The 21,629-nt window shown below is 61.8% G+C and carries 16 protein-coding genes; 13 read left to right on the forward strand and 3 right to left on the reverse strand.

The window, feature by feature from the left end; genetic code table 11:
* The first annotated feature begins 24 nt into the window (after positions 1-24).
* The 5 genes from ACYVRZ_RS04450 (at position 25) to ACYVRZ_RS04470 (ending at position 5,550) form a co-directional block, all read left to right on the forward strand.
* A complete protein-coding gene (locus ACYVRZ_RS04450; RefSeq protein ID WP_461225172.1) occupies positions 25-987 on the forward strand; it encodes an NAD(P)-dependent oxidoreductase in 963 nt (320 codons plus the stop codon).
* A gap of 95 nt (positions 988-1,082) precedes the next feature.
* A complete protein-coding gene (locus tag ACYVRZ_RS04455) occupies positions 1,083-2,030 on the forward strand; it encodes an NAD(P)-dependent oxidoreductase (RefSeq protein ID WP_461225174.1) in 948 nt (315 codons plus the stop codon).
* Between the two features lie 13 nt (positions 2,031-2,043).
* On the forward strand, positions 2,044-3,330 hold the full coding sequence (locus ACYVRZ_RS04460; RefSeq protein ID WP_461225175.1) for an Nramp family divalent metal transporter: 1,287 nt from the start codon (positions 2,044-2,046) through the stop codon (positions 3,328-3,330).
* A 99-nt stretch (positions 3,331-3,429) separates the two neighbouring features.
* Complete coding sequence (locus tag ACYVRZ_RS04465) at positions 3,430-4,332, forward strand: dihydrodipicolinate synthase family protein (RefSeq protein WP_461225177.1); 903 nt, start codon at positions 3,430-3,432, stop codon at positions 4,330-4,332.
* A 27-nt stretch (positions 4,333-4,359) separates the two neighbouring features.
* The gene (locus ACYVRZ_RS04470) at positions 4,360-5,550 is read left to right on the forward strand and encodes a glycerate kinase (protein ID WP_461225179.1); all 1,191 of its coding nucleotides are present in this window, start codon (positions 4,360-4,362) and stop codon (positions 5,548-5,550) included.
* A gap of 70 nt (positions 5,551-5,620) precedes the next feature.
* On the opposite strand, the gene ACYVRZ_RS04475 is transcribed toward ACYVRZ_RS04470, so the two are convergent.
* Positions 5,621-7,948, reverse strand: coding sequence for an HAD-IC family P-type ATPase (locus ACYVRZ_RS04475; RefSeq protein WP_461225181.1), 2,328 nt, complete (start codon positions 7,946-7,948; stop codon positions 5,621-5,623).
* A 127-nt stretch (positions 7,949-8,075) separates the two neighbouring features.
* Between ACYVRZ_RS04475 and ACYVRZ_RS04480 the strand changes: the two genes are divergently transcribed.
* The 8 genes from ACYVRZ_RS04480 to ACYVRZ_RS04515 all read left to right on the forward strand — a co-directional run bounded on the left by ACYVRZ_RS04480 (position 8,076) and on the right by ACYVRZ_RS04515 (position 13,831).
* Entirely contained in the window at positions 8,076-8,978 is a 903-nt protein-coding gene (locus tag ACYVRZ_RS04480) for a proline iminopeptidase-family hydrolase (protein WP_461225183.1), read from the forward strand.
* A 135-nt stretch (positions 8,979-9,113) separates the two neighbouring features.
* Positions 9,114-9,473 (forward strand): hypothetical protein, encoded by a 360-nt coding sequence (locus ACYVRZ_RS04485; RefSeq protein WP_461225185.1) that lies wholly within the window; start codon positions 9,114-9,116, stop codon positions 9,471-9,473.
* Between the two features lie 138 nt (positions 9,474-9,611).
* Complete coding sequence (locus ACYVRZ_RS04490; RefSeq protein WP_461225187.1) at positions 9,612-10,130, forward strand: GNAT family N-acetyltransferase; 519 nt, start codon at positions 9,612-9,614, stop codon at positions 10,128-10,130.
* Between the two features lie 50 nt (positions 10,131-10,180).
* Positions 10,181-10,609 (forward strand): GNAT family N-acetyltransferase, encoded by a 429-nt coding sequence (locus ACYVRZ_RS04495; RefSeq protein WP_461225278.1) that lies wholly within the window; start codon positions 10,181-10,183, stop codon positions 10,607-10,609.
* Positions 10,610-10,619: 10 nt separating this feature from the next.
* Positions 10,620-11,789: a cation:proton antiporter gene (locus ACYVRZ_RS04500; protein WP_461225189.1), complete on the forward strand. Its 1,170-nt coding sequence runs from the start codon at positions 10,620-10,622 to the stop codon at positions 11,787-11,789.
* Complete coding sequence (locus ACYVRZ_RS04505) at positions 11,786-12,442, forward strand: HAD hydrolase-like protein (protein WP_461225191.1); 657 nt, start codon at positions 11,786-11,788, stop codon at positions 12,440-12,442. Before ACYVRZ_RS04500 ends, ACYVRZ_RS04505 begins: the two co-directional genes overlap by 4 nt.
* Before the next feature lie 107 nt (positions 12,443-12,549).
* Positions 12,550-13,005, forward strand: coding sequence for an NUDIX hydrolase (locus ACYVRZ_RS04510; RefSeq protein ID WP_461225193.1), 456 nt, complete (start codon positions 12,550-12,552; stop codon positions 13,003-13,005).
* On the forward strand, positions 12,992-13,831 hold the full coding sequence (locus ACYVRZ_RS04515; RefSeq protein WP_461225195.1) for an aminoglycoside adenylyltransferase domain-containing protein: 840 nt from the start codon (positions 12,992-12,994) through the stop codon (positions 13,829-13,831). The genes ACYVRZ_RS04510 and ACYVRZ_RS04515 overlap by 14 nt, the downstream gene beginning before the upstream one ends.
* 135 nt (positions 13,832-13,966) lie before the next feature.
* Here the strand turns inward: ACYVRZ_RS04515 and ACYVRZ_RS04520 are convergent, their stop codons facing one another.
* On the reverse strand, positions 13,967-16,714 hold the full coding sequence (locus tag ACYVRZ_RS04520; RefSeq protein ID WP_461225197.1) for a MucBP domain-containing protein: 2,748 nt from the start codon (positions 16,712-16,714) through the stop codon (positions 13,967-13,969).
* 302 nt (positions 16,715-17,016) lie between these two features.
* Complete coding sequence (locus tag ACYVRZ_RS04525; RefSeq protein WP_461225198.1) at positions 17,017-21,375, reverse strand: LPXTG cell wall anchor domain-containing protein; 4,359 nt, start codon at positions 21,373-21,375, stop codon at positions 17,017-17,019.
* Positions 21,376-21,629 lie beyond the last annotated feature (254 nt).

The following is a 21,629-nucleotide window of genomic DNA, read 5'->3' on the forward strand; positions in this document are numbered from 1 at the left end:
TTGCACGTCTAAGGGGTGACACACGTGACCAAAAAAGTTATTTATATTATTCAGCCCTTGAAGCCGGAGAACGTCGCGGCCATCGCGGCGCTGGCACCGGACTACGAGGTGATCTGCGCCTGGGAGACGGACATCGCGGCTGAACGGCTGAAGGACATTGAAATCATCATCGGTGGCAACGGCCCGTTCACCAATCGGGTGCTGGACACGCCGGGGCATTGCCTCAAGTGGGTGCAGGTTCACTCCGCCGGGATCGATTACCTCGACCTGCCGCGGCTGCAGGCCGAAGGCATTCTGCTCAGCAACACCTCGGGCCTTCACGGGCGGCCAATCGCCGAACACGTGATTGCGGTGCTGCTGGCCAAGACCCGCGCGATTCGCGAGTCGATTCTCAACCAAGGGACCAAGACTTGGAACCGGGTGGTCGATTACGACGATCTGGATGCCAAGTCGATGCTGATTCTCGGCGCCGGCCGCGTCGGCTCGGAAATCGCCAAGCTGGCCTCGGCCTTTGGCATCAAGGTCACAGGCGTCAACCTGGAAGGCAAGCCGATTCCGTACTTCGACTCGGTGGTCTTGATGGACCAGCTGGATCAGGTGCTGCCGGGCAAGGACATCGTGGTCAACATTTTGCCACTGACCGCGGCGACCAAGCACTTCTGCAATGCCGACTTCTTCGCCAAACTGGAGCCCGGTGCGACCTTCATCAGCTGCGGCCGCGGCCCGACCGTTGTGACCGCCGACCTGATTGAGGCCATCAGCTCCGGGCAGATCGGCTACGCCTGCCTCGACGTTTTCGAAACCGAGCCGCTGCCGGCCGACAGTCCGCTGTGGACGTTGAAGAACACCTTGATCACCGCTCACATCGCCGGGCAGGTGCCGCACTTCAAGACCAAGGCCACGGCGATTTACACCGAGAACCTCGCCGCGTTCTTGAAGGATGGGACCCTGGCTCGCAATCAGATCAATTACGCCAACGGCTTTTAGCTGCTGAAGCCGCGCAGGTGTGGCTTGTTGAACCGCCCAACATTTGGGCGGTTGCCCAAGCTGCGCCTACGAGATTGAGTGAAAAGGAGAAGCGTATGAAACCAGTTCTTTACGTCATCCAGCCGCTGCACGAGGATCAGGTTCAGGCACTGGCCGTTGATTACCCGCAGTACGATGTTTACACCGCGTGGGAAGGCTTGCCGGATGAGCGCAAGGCCGACGTCGAGATTATTCTCGGTGGCAAGGGCAACGACTCCGATGCCATCATGGCCGTGCCGAACAACCGGTTGAAGTGGATTCAAGGACGCTCGGCAGGGGTCGATTTCTGGGACCTGGCCAAGCTCAAGGCAGCCGGGGTGATGCTGAGCAATGCCGCTGGGTTGCACGGTGACGCCATTGCCGAGCACGTGATGGGAATGCTGTTACTCGACGTTCGCGACCTGCGTCAGATCTTGACCCTGCAGGCCAAGCACGAGTGGGGCCGCGACACCGTCGTGCAGCGGCCGCTCGCCGGCCAGACCATGTTGATTCTCGGCGCCGGTCGTGTCGGCGCCCGGGTCGGACAGCTCGCCGCCGCCTTCAAGCTCAACGTGGTGGGGGTCGACAAGTTCCCCAAGCCCCATGATGGCTTCAGCGACGTTGTCTCGCTTGAGCGGTTGCCAGAGGTTCTGCCAACGGCGGATTTCATCGTCAACACGCTGCCGCTGACCCCCGAGACCACGCACTTTTACGACGACGCGTTCTTCGCCCAGGTTCGCCAGGGGGCCAAGTTCGTCAACGTCGGTCGCGGCGCCTCGATGGATACCCAGGCCGTGATTCGGGCCTTGAAGGCCGGTCGGTTGAGCAATGTGTATCTGGATGTTTACGAAACCGAACCGCTGCCGGCGGATGACCCGCTATGGCAGTTGCCAAACGTCGTGTTGAGTCCGCATGTGGCCGGCATGACACCTAAGTTCAAGACGCACTTATTGAATGAAATTTTTTTACCCAATCTTGCTCAATTCGTAACAAATGGCGACTTGCTGATCAACCGTATTGTCTAGAAAGGATGTGTGCATGATGCAAAGCACAATGACCCCAACTGAAAACAAACCAATCACCACCGGTACCAAGATCAAAACCTTCCTGCGTAACCTGGGTCCTGCCGTCATCACCGTGTTCTCTTGGCTCGGTGCCGGCGATATTATCAATTCCGCCGTGTCAGGTGCCAACTATGGCTACGCCTTGATGTGGGTGCTGATCCTCTCCAACCTGATTCGCTTCGTCATTGTTAATACGATGACGCGCTTTGAACTGATGAACAAGCAGGGCAAATCGATGGTCGCGACCTTCGCTGAAATCACGAAAATTTTCCCGCTGTTCCTGTTCGTTGCCGCGCTGGTCATGGGTAACCTGACCGTTGGGTACATCTTGAAAGGGGCGGCCCAGTCGTTCGGTTGGCTGATCAACGTCCCGCAAGAAACAGTCTGGGCAGCAGTTCTGGCGGTTATCACCTTCCTGCTTCTCGGTCGTAGCTTGTTCTCCAAACTGGAATCTATTTTTAAAGTGTTCCTGGCCGTCTTGGTTTCCATCTTCATCATCTTAGCCATCTACTGCCAGCCTGATGTTGGTCAGATTGCGCAAGGTGCGTTCCTGTTCCAGATTCCAAAGTCCGAAGGTGCTTACGGTGTCATGTTGGTCATCCTCGGTTTGGTCGGCGCAACCGCTGGCTCCCTGGCTAACTTGTTCCACGGCATCAACATGTCTGAAGGTGGGGTGCGTGATCCTAAGGCCATGAAGGGCCAGACCAAGAGCCTGTTATTCTCCGTCATCATGGGTGCGGTATTGGTGCTGTGTGTCTGGATTATTGGTGCCGACATTCTCCGGCCAAATGGGATTCAGGTCAACTCGCTTCAAGACATTGGTAAGGCGCTTGAGATGTACCTGGGCACCGCCGGCTCCAAGATTTTCTACCTCGGGGTCTTTGGGGCGTTGTTCTCAGCCTCTGCCAGCTGTGCCATTGGCTTCACCAAGCTGTCTATTGCCAACCTCAACGAGCTGATGCCTAGCCGCAAAGGCAAGTATGACAAGATTCAAAACGACAAAATTTACCCAATTTTCCTCGCTGCGATGCTTGGGACCGCGTTCATCTGGTCTCTGCCAAGCATGCCAAGCCAGGTTTATCTGACCATCTTCGTTAACGCACTGAACGTCGTTATCGTTCCGGCCATTGCGCTTGGGGTGTTGTTCGTCACCAACAGCAAAAAGTACATGGGGACGCACCGTAACAACTGGTTCGAAAACATTGTGCTGGTTGCCACCACTGTGCTGGCAATTGTCAGCGTGGTTAAGACATTCCTGTAATCACCGCTTCATTCAGAGTAAACGGGCGGCGCGGCGGTCAAATGGCTGTCGCGCCGTGTCGGTTAGCCGCCAGTAGGACGACTGGAAAGGATGACTACCATGACTTTAGATCCAAGTGATATCAAGGGCATCATTGTCCCACTTTTGACGCCGGTCGACGCCGATGAGAACATCGACGACGAGAAGCTGGCCAAGCAGGTCAACCACGTGATCGACCACGGTGTCGACGGTATTTTGGCCTTCGGCAGCAACAGCGAGTTTTATATGTTCGACGACGACGAGCTGCTTCACGCGGCCGACGTGATTGTCAAAACCGCGGCCGGGCGGGTGCCGGTGTTCTTCGGCATCGGCCAGATTCGGACCAAGCACGTGATTCGCCTGGCCCAGGCCGCGGTTAAGCTCGGCGTCGACGCGATTTCCGTGCTGCAGCCGATGTTCATCCACCCGACCGACGAGGCGCTGTACCACCACTACAAGGCCATCGCCGACTCGATTCCCGACACCCGCGTCTTGATCTACAACAACCCGGGGCTGACCGGCTACACGGTGAAGGCCGACACGATTGTGGACTTGGCTCACAACGTCGACAACATCGTCGGCATCAAGGACTCAAGCGGCGACATCACCTTTGATTCCGAACTGCTGCGCCGGACGCAAGACATCGCGTTCCAGGTGCTGGTCGGCAAGGACACCGTGATTTTCCCGGCGCTGTGCCTGGGTGCGGTTGGCGCGGTCTGCTCCACGGCCAAGATTTTCCCAGACCTGGTCACGTCCATCTACGACCTGTACGAGGCCGGCGACGTCGCCGGGTCACGGGCGGCGCAGTTCCGCCTGAACCCGGTGCGGCTGTCGCAAAACCCGGCCAGCTTCCCGGCGGCCACCAAGGACATGGCCAACTTGATGGGGCTGAACGTCGGCGCTTCGGTGCTGCCGACCGAGGCCGCCAACCCGAAGATTCTGGCCGACATGAAGGCGGCGATGATCGAGGCCGGCCTGCTCTAAAGTCTGGGAAGAAAGAAGGTGTTGACAATGACGATGAAACGCGTGGTGATCGCGATTGATTCGCTCAAAGGGAGTGCGACCAGTCGCGAAATCGGAACGTGGGTCCAAGAAGGCATTGCCGGCGCTGACGCAACGCTTGAAACCACGGTGGTCCCAATCGCAGACGGCGGGGAAGGAACCTTGGCCGCACTGCTGGCGGCGCGACCGGGTCAGCTGATTGTTCGCCAGGTCACCGGACCGCTCGGAACGCCGGTGGCCGCAAGGTTTGCCATGCTTGACGCGACCACGGCCGTGATTGAGATGGCAGAGGCCGCTGGCTTGGGCCTGACGCACCAAACCGCGGCCGACGCGCTGGCCGCCTCGACTTACGGGGTGGGTCAGCTGCTGCTGGCGGCCGCCCAGCTCGGTGCTCGCACCGTGTACATGGGGTTGGGCGGCAGCGCGACCACTGATGGGGGGGCCGGGCTGGCCCAGGCCATCGGGGTGCGGCTCGAAGACGAAGCCGGCCACCAGATTCCCCGCGGCGCCCAGGGGCTTTCGCAGCTGGCGCGAATCGACGCGGCCGGCATCGATCCGCAGGTGGCGGCGCTGACCATTCGCATTCTGTCCGATGTGCAAAATCCGCTGTGCGGCCCGACCGGGGCGGCCGCCGTGTTCGGGCCGCAAAAGGGCCTGACCCCGGCGCTGGTTCAGGAGGTCGACGGCTGGCTAGCGCATTACAATCGGCTGCTTGAGGCGGCGCTGGGCGAAGGCATCGCCAACCGCGCCGGGGCCGGGGCGGCCGGTGGTTTGGGGGCAGGACTTTTGGCCTTCACCCGGGCGACGGTCACCTCCGGCATCGATGAAATTTTGCGGCTGGTGGGCTTTGAGGCCAAGCTGCGCCCTGGGACCTTGGTGGTGACCGGCGAGGGTCGGCTGGACAACCAGTCGGCGGCCGGCAAGGCGCCGGTCGGCATCGCCCGGCTGGCCAAGGCCCACGGGCTGCCGGTGGTCGCTGTGGTTGGCAGCCGCGCCGTCAAGCTGGCTGCGAACTACGCGGCCGGCATCGACCTGGTGCTGCCGTTGCCGGCGGGACCACAGACGCTGGCAGAAGCGCTGGACGAAACTCGGGCCAACGCCCACATGGTCGGCGAAACCATCGCGCGGTTGTGCGGCCTGCTGAATCGGCAGGCGGCCAGCGCCTACGTCGATCGCCCTCAGGCCCAACAGGCGCAATAGCGTCAAGACAGCAAAAGACGGTCCCACCATCGCGGCAACGCGGAGGTGGGACCGTCCTTTTATGATTGGCTCAGCGCCAGTTGATGCGCGACAGCAGCCGTCGTCCCAGGAACTCCTGAAGCAAGAAGTAGACCGGAACGCTGGAGGCCAGCGCCGGTAGGTAAACCAGGGCGAGGTCGAGCCGCCACAGGTTGGCCAGTGAGAACACCGAGTTGGCGACGAAGAAGGTGCCGAAGAACGCGGCGGCGATCAGCACCAGCATCAGCAGCTTGTAGCGGTTGAACGGCCGGCAAACCAGAATCAGCACGTGGTACTCGATGACGCCGATCATGAAGACGACCAAGGTAGAGGTGGTGGCAAAAGACCAGCCGAACGCCGCTTCAAACCAGGTCAAAACTAAGGTGTAGGCGACCACCGCCAAGGCGGCCGGGGCGGCCAGGGTCATCACCTTTTGCATGAACTGGCCGGTGACCCGCGCGAAGTTGGGCTCGAGGGTCAAGAAGAACGAGGGAATCGCCACGGCAATCGCCGACACCGGCGTCAGGTTGATCGGCGTAATCGGGTAGTCCAGCGGCAGGAAGACGAAGATGGCGGTGAGAATCACCGAGAAAATCGTTTTGACCAGGTACATCGAGGCGACGCGCTCGATGTTGTTGATGACGCGGCGGCCTTCGTTCAAGACGCCGGTCATCGCGTCAAAGTTGGAGTCCAGCAGCACGAAGTCGGCAATCGACTTGGCGGCCTCGGCCCCGCTGGCCATGGCGATGCCGCAGTCGGACTGGCGTAGCGCCAGCACGTCGTTGACGCCGTCGCCGGTCATCGCCACGGTATGGCCGGCCTGCTGCATGGCGGCGATCAGCTGCTTCTTCTGGGTAGGGGTGACGCGGCCAAAGACGGTGTAGGCCGCGGCCAACGCGCCAAAATCCGCGTCCTCGCCAACGGTCGCCATGTCTAGGTAGTGCTCGGCGCCGGCCAACTCGGCCTGCTTGGCCACGTTGGCGACGGTCACCGGGTTGTCGCCTGAAATCACCTTCAGCGCCACGCCTTGGCTGGCGAAGAACTGGAAGGTTGCCGGGGCGGTGTCTCGCACCTCATCGGCGATGGTCAGGTAGCCCAACAGGCGCGGCTTGGTCAAGGGCGTCAGGGCCTGCACCTCCGCCACCGCGATGACGCGAAAGCCAGACTGGGTCGCCTCGGCGATTGCGGCGGCTTCCGGAACGGGCCCTTGGAAAATGAACTCGGGGGCCCCCATCACCAGGTGCCGCTCGCCGAAGCTGGCCCCGGACCACTTGCGGGAGCTGGAGAAGGGCACGGTGGCGCTAGCGGAACCGGCCGGCCGCGGGTAAGCGGCCTTGATCGCCAGGGCGGTTTCGTTGTCGTCGTTCAGCGCGTAGGTGATGGCGGCCGCCGCCGTGGTCAGCGCCTGGCTGGTGGTCCCGGCCACCGGGTGGGCCGCGGCCACCCGGAGCTTGCCCGAGGTGATCGTGCCGGTTTTGTCCAGGCAGATGATGTCGACTCGGGCCAGCGCCTCAATGGCCGGCAGGGCCCGGACCAGGACTCGCCGGTTGGCGAGGTTGCGTGCCGACACCGCTAAGGCGACGTTGGTCAACAGCACCAGCCCCTCGGGAATCATGCCGATCATCGCGGCGCTGGTGCTGAGAATCGCGCGGTCGTAGTTGCCCCGCCGAATCATCGATACGGTGAACAGTGCGACGCCCAGCGGAATCAGAACGTAGGTCAGCACCCGAATGATGCGGTTGATCGTGTCCAGCAGCTGGCTTTGGCTCTTCTTTTCGGCCTTGGCCTCCAGGGCCAGCTTGGCCGCGAAGGTGTCAGCGCCGACCGCGGTCACCTGCATGGTGGCCTGACCGGCGACGATGAACGAGCCGGACAGCAACGCATCGCCCACCTGCTTGGTGATCGGGTGTGATTCGCCGGTCAGGGGGCTTTCGTCGGCCTCCACGCCGTTGGTGGCGATGACCTGGCCGTCGACCGGCACCTGGGCGCCGCGTCGCAGCAATAGCAGGTCGCCAATCACGAGGTCCTCCTGGCGAATCTCGACCTCCTGACCGGCGCGGCGAACCGTCACCGGGGTCTCGGCCAGGATGCTCATCGCGTCGATACGCCGCTTGCTGCGAATTTCCTGGAAGGTGCCGATCGCGGTGTTGATGATGGCAACGCCCAGGAAAAGCAGGTTCTTGTAGCTGCCGGTGGTGAAGATGAATGCCCCGAGCACGACGTTCACCAGGTTGAACAAGGTGAGCGTGTTTTGGGCGACGATGGTGCCAACGCTTCGCGTCAGCGGTTTGAGGGGCAGATTATGGGCACCGGCCGCCACCTGCGCTTGAACCTGCGCGGCGGTCAGGCCCGTGGCTGGGTCCGTGGGTTGAAGTGACACGACAACACCTCCGATATTGATAATCTTATTGTAAGCGATGGTGGTGAGAATGGGAAAAAACAGCTTCGGTGTTAAGCAAACTTTATAAGCGGTATGATAAAGGCAAGACAACAAAGGAAGTGTTGAGATGAAAACAGCGCCAAACGGCACCCACTTCGTCACCCTGGACAACGGCTACCACCTCTGGACCCAAACCACCGGCAGCGGTCCAATTCACTTGATGACCTTGCACGGCGGCCCCGGTGGCAACAACCAGGTGTTCGAGAACTTCGGGGAGAAGCTGGCCCCGTACCACGTCCGGGTCACCCGCTACGACCAGCTGGGCTCTTGGTTCTCCGATCAACCGGACTGGACCGACCCCGCCAACCGCGAGCGGTTTTTGACCATCGATTACTACGTGCAGGAGGTCGAGGAGGTGCGGCAAAAGCTGGGCCTGGACCACTTCTTCCTGCTGGGGCAAAGCTGGGGCGGCGTCTTGGCCATCGAATACGCCCTGCGCTACGGCCAGCACCTGCGCGGCTTGATTCTGAGCTCGATGATCGACAACCTCGATGAGTACTTGGTCAACGTCAACGCGATTCGCGAGGCGATGTTCGCACCGGCCGATGTCGCCTACATGAAGGACGTCGAGGCCCGTCACGCCTTCGCTGAACCGCGCTACGAGGCACTGGTGGCTGAGCTGGGCGAGCACTACTTGCACCACCAGGCCGATCCGCAGCCGCGCCACCTGATTAGCACCATGGGGACGCCGGTTTACAATCATTTTCAAGGCGACAACGAGTTCGTGATGGTCGGCGCCTTGAAGGACTGGGACCGCCGCGCGGACATTCACCAAATCGCGGTGCCGACCTACCTGACCTTCGGCGGCCACGAAACGATGCCGCTGGCGGCCGCCCGGCGCATGGCCGCGACCATCCCGGATGCCGAGCTGCACGTGACGCCGGGGGCCGGGCACGGCCAGATGCTGGACAACCCGGCGGATTACTTCCAGCACCTAGGCGAGTGGCTGGCCAAAACGGCCGAAAAGTAAGCGGTTGCCGCCGAAAGCTGGTATGATGGAAGGGTAAGCGGCGGTTGGTTGGAAGGTGCCGCCGCACTTGTCTCAGGTAATCAATACGAAAGGAAAAGTGACGCGCCACCTTCCCGCGTGACGCAGGTATTCGCCATGTTCAAAACCTCTAAGGAATTCGTCAAGTCGGCCGCCCAGGCGGCGACGGCTTTCAACGACACGATTAAGGACGACCCGGAGATTCTGATTCCGCTGGCCTTGGTGCATGTGATTCCGATCGCCTTGACCATCGTCGGTGGCACCCAGATCTGCTTGATGCACCAGCGCCTCAAGATTGAGCGCGAGCACACCAAGCAGGTGCGGCTTCGCGCCGAACTGCACCGCGGCCACTGCGAGGCTGGTCAGGGTGACCACTGCAAGCACCACGAGCAGCCGGTTGCGCCGCAGGGTCAGGCCGGCGTTGACTTGCCGACCAAGCCGCACAAGCACCACCACGGCAATCACCACGAGGGCTGAATTGCGACAGCGCGTTTTCTCCAAGCGAGAGGACGCGCTTTTTTGTGCCGTGGCGCCGTGCGATGGCCGGGCCCCACGTTGCCTTTTGGCGGGTTTTGCGCGAAAATGGTGTATGACAATTTTCATGGAGGTGGCAGTATGCCAGCAATTTACACCCGTCCCGGGACGACGGCCGATATTCCCGCAATCATGGGCATCATCGCGGATGCCCGGGCCTTTTTGAAGGCGCAGGGCATCAACCAGTGGCAGGGGACTTACCCGGATCAGCCGGCCGTGGCCACGGACATCGCCCAAGGTACCAACCGCGTCTTGGTGATGGCCGGCACCGTGGTCGGCACCGCCAGCCTGATTGTCGGCCCGGATCCGTTCTACGGGCGGATCGACGGGGCCGGCTGGATCGGGGATGCGGATTACATGATGATTCACCGCTTCGCCGCCTCCGCCAAGGTGCGAGGCCAAAGGCTCTCCAAGCTGTTCATGACCAGCCTGCTGTCCGAGGCTTACCGCCGTGGCTTCCGCGACGTTCGCATCGACACCCACGCGCAAAACCAGATTATGCAACACGTCATTTTGGGCAACGGCTTTGCCTTCCGCGGCATCGTTTACCTCGACGAGCCGGTGCCGGAACGCAACGCCTACCAGCTGGTGATGCCGTGACCCCGGTCATCCGGCGCTTTGAGGCGGGGGATGCCGCGGCGGTGGCGGCGATGGTCGCAAAGACGTTGCGCATCAGCAACGCCGCCGATTACTCAACCGCCTACCTGGAGGCCGACATCGCGCGGCTGACGCCTGGCTTCTTCATTCGCTCGGCCGCGGTGCGGCACCTGTACGTGGCGGCCAGCGCGGTCGGGGCCATCGTGGGGTGTGCCGCCATCGGTCCGTTTTGGGATGTGCCGCACGAGTACTCACTGTTCAACGTGTTCGTCGACCCGGCGACGCAGGGGCAAGGCATCGGCCGCCGGTTGATGGCGGCGGTGGAAGCGGACCCGTTCTTTCAAGACGCCACGCGCGTCGAGATTCCCGCGTCGCTCACCGCCGTGCCGTTTTACCGCAAGTTCGGCTACGACTTCAAGAACGGCATTAGCGAGCCGGATGCCGAACGCCTGATTCGCTTGGAAAAATTCCCGCACCGCTAAGGAGGACGACATGGCAGACATAGGCACGTTGGCGCTGATTCTCTTGGTCACGCTGGCCCTCAGTCAGCTGAGCCTGAAGCTCGGTGTCCCGGCGGTGATTGGCCAGCTCGCCGCCGGGCTGATTCTCGGTCCGGCGGCGTTGGGCTGGGTGACTTCAACACCAAGCGTCGCCACCTTCGCCGAAATCGGCGTGATTGTTCTGATGTTCATCGCTGGGCTTGAATCCGACCTGTCGATGCTGCGCCGCTACCTGCGCCCCGGCATTTTGGTGGCGGTGATCGGGGTGGTGGTGCCGGTGGCCGTCATCTACTTGTTCGCGACGCTGTGGGGCTTCTCGCTGGTGGCTGCGACCTTCCTTGGCATCACCTTCGCCGCCACGTCGGTTTCAATTTCCGTGGAGGTGCTCAAGGAGCTCGGTGCCTTGGACGGCCGCAGCGGCGCCACCATTCTCGGGGCCGCGGTGGTCGATGACATCCTGACCGTGATCGTCTTGAGCGTCGCCGTGGCGATGTTCGGCGAGGGGGAGACGGTCAGCGCCTGGCCGCTGTGGGTGACCCTGATGCTGCAGGTCGCGTACTTCGGCGTGATCTACTTGGTAGTGCGGTGGCTGGCGCCTTACGCCATGCACCTAGGCGAGCGGCTGTTGCCGACCGCCAGCGTGACTATCACCAGCCTGCTGTTGTGCCTGGGGCTGTCGTATCTGGCCGACTGGTTCGGGCTGTCGGCGGTGATCGGCGCCTTTTTCGCCGGCATCGCGGTCGGGCAGACGCCGTACCGGCAGACCGTGGATCGCAGCCTGGAGGCGATCGGCTACGCGGTGTTCATCCCGGTGTTCTTCGTGTCCATCGGGCTGAACATGCGCCTGGCCGGCCTCGGGCAAGACGTCTGGTTCATTCTGGCGCTGACGCTGCTGGCGCTGCTGACCAAGTGGCTGGGCTGCGGCGCCGGCGCGAGGCTTGCCGGGCTTGACTGGACCGACGCCAACGTGGTCGGCGCCGGCATGGTGTCGCGCGGCGAGATGGCGCTGATTGTCGCCCAGATTGGCTTTGACGCCCATTTGCTGCACCGCGACTTTTACTCCGCGGTCATTTTGGTCATCATCTTGACCACGCTGATTGCCCCATTCATGTTGAAAACCGCGCTGCAAACCGGGCAGCGGCCAAAGGAGAACGCATCTTGAAACAGCTATTTTTTGATTTTGACGGCACCATCGCCGATTCGCAAAAAGGCATCGTGGACGGCATCGTCTACATGCTGGACAAGTCTGGGCTGCCGGCGCTCGATCAGGAGACCTACCTGAAGTTCATCGGGCCGTCTTTGACCCAAAGCCTGCACCACTACTACCCAATGCTTGCGCCGGCCGACGTCCAGGCGGCGATTCGCCACTATCAGGACTTCTACCTCGCCCAAGGCCTGTACGAGCTTGAGGTCTACCCCGGCGTCGAGGAGGCCCTGGCGACCCTTCAAGAAGCCGGCTACCAGCTGAACATCGCCTCGGCCAAGCCCGAGGTGATGCTGGCCAAAATCCTGCCGCACTTCGGGCTGCGCGACTATTTTGCCGGGGTCTACGGGGCGACCATTGACGAAAGCGTCCGGAGCACCAAGGCCGCGGTGCTGGCCTACGCGCTGGAAAATGCGGAGGCCTTGCCCGAGGCCAGCCTGATGATCGGTGACCGTGACAACGACATGCAAGGCGGGGTGCAAAACGGCATCAAGACCCTTGGCGTCTTGTACGGCTTCGGCGATGAAACCGAGCTGCTGGATGCCGGCGCCAACGCCGTGATCGCCCGGCCCGACGAGCTGCCGGCGGCGGTGCGTGAGCTGCTGGGCTGACGGCCGCGTTGCGCGACACAAGCGCCGGTGCATTACCCTTTGGGGGTCTTGCACCGGCGCTTTTTGGCCAGAAATGGGTTACACTGGCAGAGACAGGAGGTGGCAACATGGGTTATGTTGAGGACTTGCGCGGCCTAGTCGGCCCCCGACCGGTGATTCTGTGCGGCAGCTGCGGGGTGCTGGTGGCGCCGGACGGCCGGATTCTGCTGCAGCAGCGCAACGAACCGGCCGCGCGTTGGGGGCTGATCGGTGGGTTGATGGAGCTTGGTGAAAGCAGCGAGCAGGTGTTGATTCGTGAGGCACAAGAGGAATGCGGCCTGGTGCTTGAGACCCAAGCGCTGCGGCTGCTCGGCGTCTACTCCGGCGACCACCTGAGCGTCGCGCCCAACGGCGATCAGTTCTACGCGGTCAGTGTCGCCTACGTGGTGACAGGGGTGGCCGCAAAGCCGCGGGTGGCAGACGGCGAAAGCCTGCGCCTGGCCTGGTATGAGCCGACCGCGCTGCCGGCCAACATGGTGCCGCGCTACGCCCAGGTCGTGGCGGATTACCTTGAGCGGCGCTGAAGAGCGGTCGCCTGCAGCGGCAAAGCAATCGTCTGACGCCTTCAACGGTCCGGCGCTGTTGAAGGCGGTGCTGAAGGCGGCCCAGGCCGTGGCTGGCCGCGAGCTCGTCGGCGTTTACCTGCATGGCTCTTGGTGCCTCGGCGGCTTCGACCCGCGCGTGTCCGATCTCGATTACGTCGTCGTGGTTCGGCACGGGCTGAGTCAGGCCGCCAAGCAGGCGCTGATGCAGGCGACGATGACGCTGGCCTGGCCGCTGGCACCAGCTAAGGGGCTGGAGTTTCATGTTCTGACGCTGGCTGCGACCCGCCACTTCACGCATCCCTGCGCGTTTGATCTGCATTTTTCGCCGCTGCACTTGGCCGCTTACCGGCGCGATCCCGCGGCCTATGTCGCCGGAATGCACGGCTTTGATCCGGATTTGGCCGCTCACCTGACCGTGCTGCGAGCGAGCGGTCAGGCGCTTTGCGGCCCGGCTATTGCGGCTACCTTTGGCCTCGTGCCGGTGGCGGCCTACTGGGCCAGTGTGATGGCCGATGTCGAGGACGCCTCGGCGGCCATCGGCACCGACCCGATTTACGTGACGCTCAACCTGTGCCGCACCCTGGCCTTTCAGGCGACCGGACGGGTGACGGGCAAGGCCGCCGGCGGCGAGTGGGGATTGGCCGCGCTGCCCGAATGGGGCGATGTGATTGGCGCTGCCTTGGCTGGCTACCGCAGCCAAGGTGGCGTCAGGCCGCCGGTTGCCCGGCTTGAGGGCTTCGCCAAGGCCGCCTTGCATGGCCTGCAACAAGGCCCCCGACTGGCAGCCAGGCCGTGGCAAGCGTGACGTGATTGGCGCCGCTGTCGTTCGCCGGTCTCGTCCAAAGACGCCACAATGCAAGCGCCCAAAGGGCTGAACACCTCAAAAACGACCGTGTCATCGTCGCAGCGCTGCGGCGAGGCACGGTCGTTTTGGGTGTGATTACAGGCGCTTGCGGCGAGTGGTGGTGATACCGAGGGCAAAGAGGCTGCACAAGGCCATGGCGCCAAGCGCTACCAGGCCACGTTCCTGAGCGTCACCGGTTTGCGGCAGTACCGCCGCTGTCTTGGCCGGTTGGCCGGCCGTCAGACCTGCAGCGGGTTGCGCGGTCGCAGGTTGTGCCAACGGTTGAGTGGTCGGCGTCGCGGCGCCTGGTTGCGTCAGCGGCACGGTGGTTGGCTTGCGGTGATCGTAGAAGTCGGCAGGCGAGACGGAGACGGCGCCTGGGACCTGGGTGCGAACGCGTGGTCCGTCGTCGAGCTGGGACTTCGTGAGGTCGTAGAAGTCGGCAGGTGAGACGGAGACGGCGCCTGGGACCTGGGTGCGAACGCGCGGTCCGTCGTCGAGTTGGGACTTCGTGAGGTCGTAGAAGTCGGCATGGGCGACGGAAACGGCGCCTGGGACCTGGGTGCGAACGCGCGGTCCGTCGTCGAGCTGGGACTTCGTGAAGTCGTAGAAGTCGGCAGGTGAGACGGAGACGGCGCCTGGGACCTGGGTGCGAACGCGTGGTCCGTCGTCGAGCTGGGACTTCGTGAGGTCGTAGAAATCGGCCTGGGCGACGGAGACCGCGCCTGGAACCTGGGTGCGGGTTTTGGGTAGGTCCTTCGTGTAGGTCACCGTCACGTGCTGAATCGTGTGATCGGCGGCGGTCAGAGTGACGGCCAGCGGCCCGTGGTTTTGGGTGTAGCCATCAATCAGTGGCGCCGGCAGGGTGACGGTCTGGCCGGTGACCCCGTTGATGACTTGATCGGTTGCCAGCTGGTTGCCGGCATTGTCCTCGAAGCTGACAACCAGCGTCTGTTCGCTCGGGCGGTAGTCGATGGTGGAGCTAAAAGCGGTTTGGTTCAAGTCGGTCCAGATGTCTGCGGCCGGCAGGAAGTTCAGGTGCTGGGTGCCAGCAACTGTCGGCAGCGTCACATCCGGGGTCCACAGGGTGAGCGGGGTGGCCTCGCGCGTTTTCGTAAAAGTCTTGGTGATGGTCATTGGGGCGTGGTCGATGCCGGTGAAGTTCACGGTGTAGGTGACCGTTTTGGTCATTACGCCGGTCGGCTCGGCCACCTGGTGTGGCACGGCCTTGTAGACGTAGTGCGTGATTACCTCAACTTCGGCTGCGTGGGCCTCACCCACCCCCATGTCTGCGGTCAGGCCCAACGCCTTGTAATAAAGGAGGCCGAGGTTGTAGAAGTTGCCTGCGGTGCGGTTCCAGTGGAAGCGAGTCGCTGCGGCCTTCAGCTGGTTCAGCAGCCGCGAATCGGTGGTTGGCTCGAGCTCGGCAATGCGCTCGTGTTGCAAGACGTAGCTCGGCATGGTCATCAACAGCGTGACGACAGGACTGTTCGGGGCGACCAACCAATCCTGAATGGCAGGAAAAAGTGCCCCCAAGTAAGCCGGCTTGTCGGTCGCCTTAGCCGGGTAGAATTCCTTGCCGCCGGCGAGAATTTGGATGGTCGACTTGAACGGGTCCAGCTCGTAGCCGTTGATGCCCGGTGCCACCGGTAGCGCCTCGGGTTCGGCGGTGCTTGGTAAAATGGTCTTGCCGTCCTCGTCCGTGTAGGTGTGAATACCGGTCACGTGCTGAGCTTGATAGACAAAGGTCGGCGTGTGGGTCCCCCAAGATAACATGGCGGCGCCTTGCTCGGTGGTCGTATTGACGGGATAGCTGGCGTCGAGGTTGTTCGTGATGAGGTACTCGGTGGTCGTGCTCAGCTTCTGGTAGGACTTGACCGCCGCGTAGCCATCGATAATCGGCGCCTCAATCTCGGTTTGATAGGCGAATGGCGTGATGCCATGGTTGTTGTACTGATCACGAACCCAAGACAACGGCGGCATGTAGTTTTTGGCAGTCACGAAAGCGCGTTTGATGAAGTGGCCGTCCGTGTCGACCAGACGTACTGGAACTTGCCGCGTCGATTTGAAGTAATGCACCGTGATGCCCAAGGCACTGGGATCTGTGGGATCCAGACTGATTCGGTGAGCAGGGATGTCTTGTGAGTAGTGGTAGACCTGATCTTCGCTTTTGCCCGAGCGGAGGTCTTGGTTGTAATACCAAATAACATCGTAACCCTGCTTGTATGGTAGCTGAACGGCGCCGATGGTCACGTGATCGGATTCATCGGCGGCAATTGAACCATCGATGCTGTTGTAACGCACGATGTGAAGCGACGCGTTGCTGTTGTAGCCCGCTTCCTTCAGGACCTGCGCCAAGGCGGTGTCTGGCGTGAAGTCGAAGGTGATGCTGGTCATCGCGGTCGCAGTCGTGGTGTTGCCTTTGGGACCACTGACGCCTGGCGTGATTGAAATCACCGGCTGGCTGTCCTCAGCCGCCGGCGCAGGGTCAGCGGCAGTCGAGATCGTGGCGGCGGTTGTCGCCTCGGTGGTCATCGGCGCTGGCGTTGTCGCCTGTTGCATTTCATCGGCTTGGTCGGTGGCGGTCGGGTCAATCGGGGTACTTGGCGCTGTGGTTGCAGTCGCCGGAGTATCGGTGTCAGTTGTTGATATTGACGTGTCGGTGGTGGTTGACGCGGCAGTGGACGTGACACGCGTCATCACTGGGGTAGCGGTCGTATCGCTTGCCGAAACCGCGGTAGGTGCGACCGCCAGTAGGCCGACCGCACCGGTGGCGAGGCCGAAGGCGACCCAGTTCTTTTTAGCCTTGTACAGTTTCTTGGCGCCTGAACGTTGTGTTCCCATGTCATTCTCCTCCAGATATGATGTGAGTTTGCGCAAAAAGCCGCTGGTTGCGGTCAGCGGTCATGATAAGCGGCGCGACACGTCAACTTTACTTTCGTTCCCCTGCTCAAAAGAATACCACGTAAAATGATAGCGTCAACATTTTATTTATCATATTTATTTCTATGAATAAATAATTGGTTAAATATCTAAATGTGCGACGCGTTAGATGGAACAACTGACATCAAAAAAGCCCTTTCCGCCAGCGCAGGGCTGGTAGAAAGAGCTGATAGTGGCCTTTAGCTCGACCGTTGTTTCAAAGCTTACCGAGTGCGGCGCCGGCGCGAACTTGTGCCTAAGGCCAGCAGACCACTCAGGAGAATGACGCCCAGTGCTGCCAAAGCCCCGTTGCGATGTTCGCCGGTTTGCGGCAGCGACGTGGCAGCCGTTCGTGTGGCTCTCACAGCTCGGCTGAGCGGTTGGGTAACTGCCCGTGGGGTCGTTTTGCTGCCAGTCAGTGGGAGTGAGGTGATGGTCGGCTCTGGATTCTGGTTCTGTTCGGTGGTTGGGTCGACATGATCCGAATCCGGGTTCTCCGGCTGCAACTTGGTGTTGTCGTAGAAGTCTTCAGGGGTGACGTAGATGCCACCGGTGACTTGGGTGCGAACACGTGGCCCGTCGTCGAGCTGTGGTTGCGGCTTGGTGTTGTCGTAGAAGTCTTCAGGGGTGACATAGATGCCACCGGTCATTTGGGTGCGAACACGCGGCCCGTTGTCGAGCTGCGGCTGCGGCTTGGTGTTGTCGTAGAAGTCCTCGGGGGTAACGTAGATGCCACCGGTCACTTGGGTGCGAACGCGTGGCCCGTCGTCGAGCTGCGGTTGCGGCTTGGTGTTGTCGTAGAATTCCTCCGGCGTGACGTAGATACCACCGGTGACCTGGGTGCGAACGCGTGGCCCGTCGTCGAGCTGCGGTTGTGGTTTGGTGTTGTCGTAGAAGTCTTCAGGGGTGACATAGATGCCACCGGTGACCTGAGTGCGAACGCGTGGCCCACCGTCGAGCTGCGGTTGTGGTTTGGTGTTGTCGTAGAAGTCCTCGGGGGTAACGTAGATGCCACCGGTGACCTGGGTGCGAACGCGTGGCCCGTCGTCGAGCTGCGGCTGTGGCTTGGTGTTGTCGTAGAAGTCTTCCGGGGTGACGTAGATGCCACCGGTCATTTGGGTGCGAACGCGCGGCCCGTCGTCGAGCTGCGGCTGTGGCTTGGTGTTGTCATAGAAGTCTTCCGGTGTGACGTAGATGCCACCGGTGACCTGAGTGCGAACGCGAGGCCCATCGTCGAGCTGCGGTTGCGGCTTGGTGTTGTCGTAGAAGTCTTCCAGTGTGACATAGATGCCACCGGTCATTTGGGTGCGAACGCGCGGCCCGTCGTCGAGCTGTGGTTGCGGCTTGGTGTTGTCGTAGAAGTCTTCCAGTGTGACATAGATGCCACCGGTCATTTGGGTGCGAACGCGCGGCCCGTCGTCGAGCTGTGGTTGCGGCTTGGTGTTGTCGTAGAAGCCTTCAGGGGTAACGTAGATGCCACCGGTGACTTGGGTGCGAACGCGCGGCCCGTCGTCGAGCTGCGGTTGCGGCTTGGTGTTGTCGTAGAAGTCTTCCGGGGTGACGTAGATGCCACCGGTGACTTGGGTGCGAACGCGTGGCCCGTCGTCGAGCTGGGTGTTCGGCCGGTAGGTGATGACCTCGTGTTGAATGGTGAGGTCGTTGGCGGCCAGGGTCACGTCGTATTGGTACTCGCTGCGGCTGGCGGTGTAGCCAGCAATTTTAGGGACGTCGAGGTGAACAACTTGGCCGGTGACCCCGTTAATCAGGCGGTCGGCCTGAAGCTTGCGGCCGGCCTCGTCGACGTAGCTGACCAGTAGTGTTTGCTCGCTCGGGCGGTAGTCGACGGTGTAGTCAAAATCAAGCCGGGTCGGATCGGCCCAGATGTTGGCCGCCGGCAGGTAGTTCAGGTGCTGTGTTCCTGGAACATCGGGCAGCGTGACATCCGGTGTCCAAAGCACCAGGCTTTGATCATCGGCCCGGCGGGTGAAGGTCTGGGTCACCACCAGCGGCGCGTGGTCGGTGCCGGCGAGATTGATGGTGTAGGTTACGGTTTTGGTCTGATCGTGAATGCCGGTGTCGACCTGCGGCATCGTCACTTTGTCGTAGACGTAATGGGTGGCGACCTGGACGTCTGCGGCGGGAATGCCTGAGATAACCGCATCAAAGTTTGGCAGCCCGGCGATGCTGTAATAGCCGATGGCGAGGTTGAAGAGGGTGGCCGGTGACGGATTGGCCAGCCAGGCGTTCGCCGCGTTTTTGATGCCGTTGAGCTTGGCGATTTCCGCGGCGTTGGCCGGGTCACTGGCGTCGAGTTCCGCCAGACTATAGTCGGCCGCGTCCACAATTAGCTGAGCTTGGTCGGGATCTGCCGTCATCATTTCCTGGAAGTCAACCGCGATGGCGCCAAGCGTTTCGGGCTTGCCGCTCGGGTTGGCCGGGTAGTAGTCGGTGCCGTCACCGGTGATGGTGAGGGTGGATTTGAACGGATTCAGCTCGTAGCCGGAAATGCGTGGGGCCATCGGTAAGACCGTGCTCTCATGCGTCGCGTCCAAAATGGTGTTGCCGGCCGCGTCGGTGTAGGTGTGCGTCGTGGTTACGCGCCGCTGGTTAAGCTGGTACACGTACTTGGTGGTAATCGTGATGGCTGAGGCATCGGCGTTGGCCAGCGCATCGAGCAGCGGCTGATCGGTGAAGCCAAAGTAGGTCAGGGCCATGGTCAGCACGTTTTCGGCCGTCGGGTTGGCCAAGACGGCCTGGGCGGTGCTGATCAAGTCGTTGACTTGCTGATTGTAGGCGTCGTCATCAGAGGCGGTGCCGTGCTCGGCCAGCGCAGTTTGGCCCTCGGCAATCAGCTGAGTGGCGAATTCCGCTGCGTCTTGATCGCCGATGATCGGTTCAAGGCCGGCCAGCACCGTCATCAGGTCGGTCGGTGGCACGATGGTCTGGCCGTCGCCTTCGATGGTGATGGTCGACAGGGTCGGATTGATGCCGTAGTCGGTAATGGCCGTGACCGGGGCAAAAAGGCGCTGATCCGTCGTCGCCGGCAGCAGTTCCTTGCCGTTTTGGTCCACATAGGTGTGCTTGGCCGTGATGGTCTGTTCGGCGTAGGTGAACGCCGGCTTGTTGGCGCCGAACGCGAGGTCGGCGTACAGCTGTGGGTTGTTGGTGACGATGCTCGAATCGGCGACCTTCAGGTAGTCGGTAGAAAGCGTCAGCGTCTGGCTGGTCGGGCCGACGATGCGATAGCCGGCCAGCGCCGGGGCGGCCAGGGTGACGGTGAAGGTGTCGACTGTGGTTTGGGTCACGGTCACGCCGTTGGGACTCGGACTGTGGACTGTCAGCGATTCGGGATGCGCGGTCAGCTGGTTTGCGACCGTGACGTACACCGTCTTGATGATGTTACCAGCCGCGTCCTTCAGCTCAACCGGCACCAACTGATTGTCTTTGATGTAGCGAACCTGAATCCGCCCGTTGGCCGGGTTCAGCGTGTTGATCGTCGCATCATGGGCCGGGATGATGTTGGTCTGGTGGTAAAACTCTGTGCTGGCGCTATCGAAATCATCGTAGTCTTCTTGGTAGTACCACACCGGATGATAACCCGCCTTGGTCGGCAGGGTGATCTCGGCCAGGTGCAGCTTTTGCGACTTGGCCAAATCCACGTTGCCGTCGTCGTCGCGAACAATCGCGATGTCCTTGGTGCTGTAATAACCGGCGGCAGCGAAGGCCGCGCGGTCCTCGGCGCTGATGTCAAAATCAAACAGCAGGTCGGTGGCCGAGTTGGTCGCGGCCGCCAAACCGGTTTTTTGACCAGGGACGTAATCCGGCGAGGCGTCGTAGTGGTGAATTTCACCGACGCCGAGGGTGACCGTGATGCTGCCGGCTGCAGCGGCAGTCGGGGTGGTCTGGGTCGTCGCGATGACGGTCCAGCCGCTGCCGGCGGTCAGCCCGTCGAGGGTGGCGGCGTCGGTCGTCGGGTCGTAGCTGGTGGCCTGGTCCTGCGTGCCCGCGTAGGAACTGGTGCCGAGCAGCTGCCCGTTTTGGTCGTAGTAATTGATTGGCACCGCGACAGCGGCCGCCGGGGCCTCGGCCGACAGCGTTGCGGTCGCCGGTTCGCGCTCGGGTGGTGTCGCCGCAGCGGCCTCGGGGGCCTGAACCGCGGGTGTTGCGGTTTCGGTCGCTGGCGTTTCAGGTGTGGTGTTCGCGACCACCGGGGCCTCGGTGCTGGCCGCCGCAGTCGGTGCGGCAGCTTCTGCGGCCGCAGTCGGTGCGGCCGCGGCCGGTTCGCCGCTGGTTGCCCGCTCGCCGGTGGCCGAAGCGGTGGTCGCCGCCACCGGGCTGGTCGTGGCCGTGGCAGCCGCTGGCTGAGCCTGACTGCCCGTCGTCAGGCGAACGGTGTTGCTAAGCGGCGCCACCGCTGCCGTGGCCGTCGGTGCCGTCTCGATGCCCTCGGTGCCGGTGGCCGCCTGCGGATGAACCGCTGGTGCTAGGGCCAAGAGGCTCAAGGCGCCGGTCGCCAAGCCCATGGTGACCCACTGCTTCTTTGCTTTGTAGAGTTTTTTGGCGCCAGAACGTTGTGCTTTCATACCTATCCCTCCAAATGGGTACGGTTTCTTGCCCCCACGCAAAAAGCCGCTGATGCAAAACAGCGGCAAGGAAACGGCATTGCAGATACATTAACGTACGATCAAAAGCTCCCCAAGGTCAGAATACCAGAATATTCTGAGGAATCAAGATTTATTATAAATAAATAGTTTATTTAATCGCATGAATATGCTGCCTTGATGGCGCGGCGTCTGGAAGGGCGGGACGCCAAAAAAGTCACAGATAGAAATCGAAT

It is taken from the genome of Lacticaseibacillus suihuaensis (assembly GCF_054785075.1).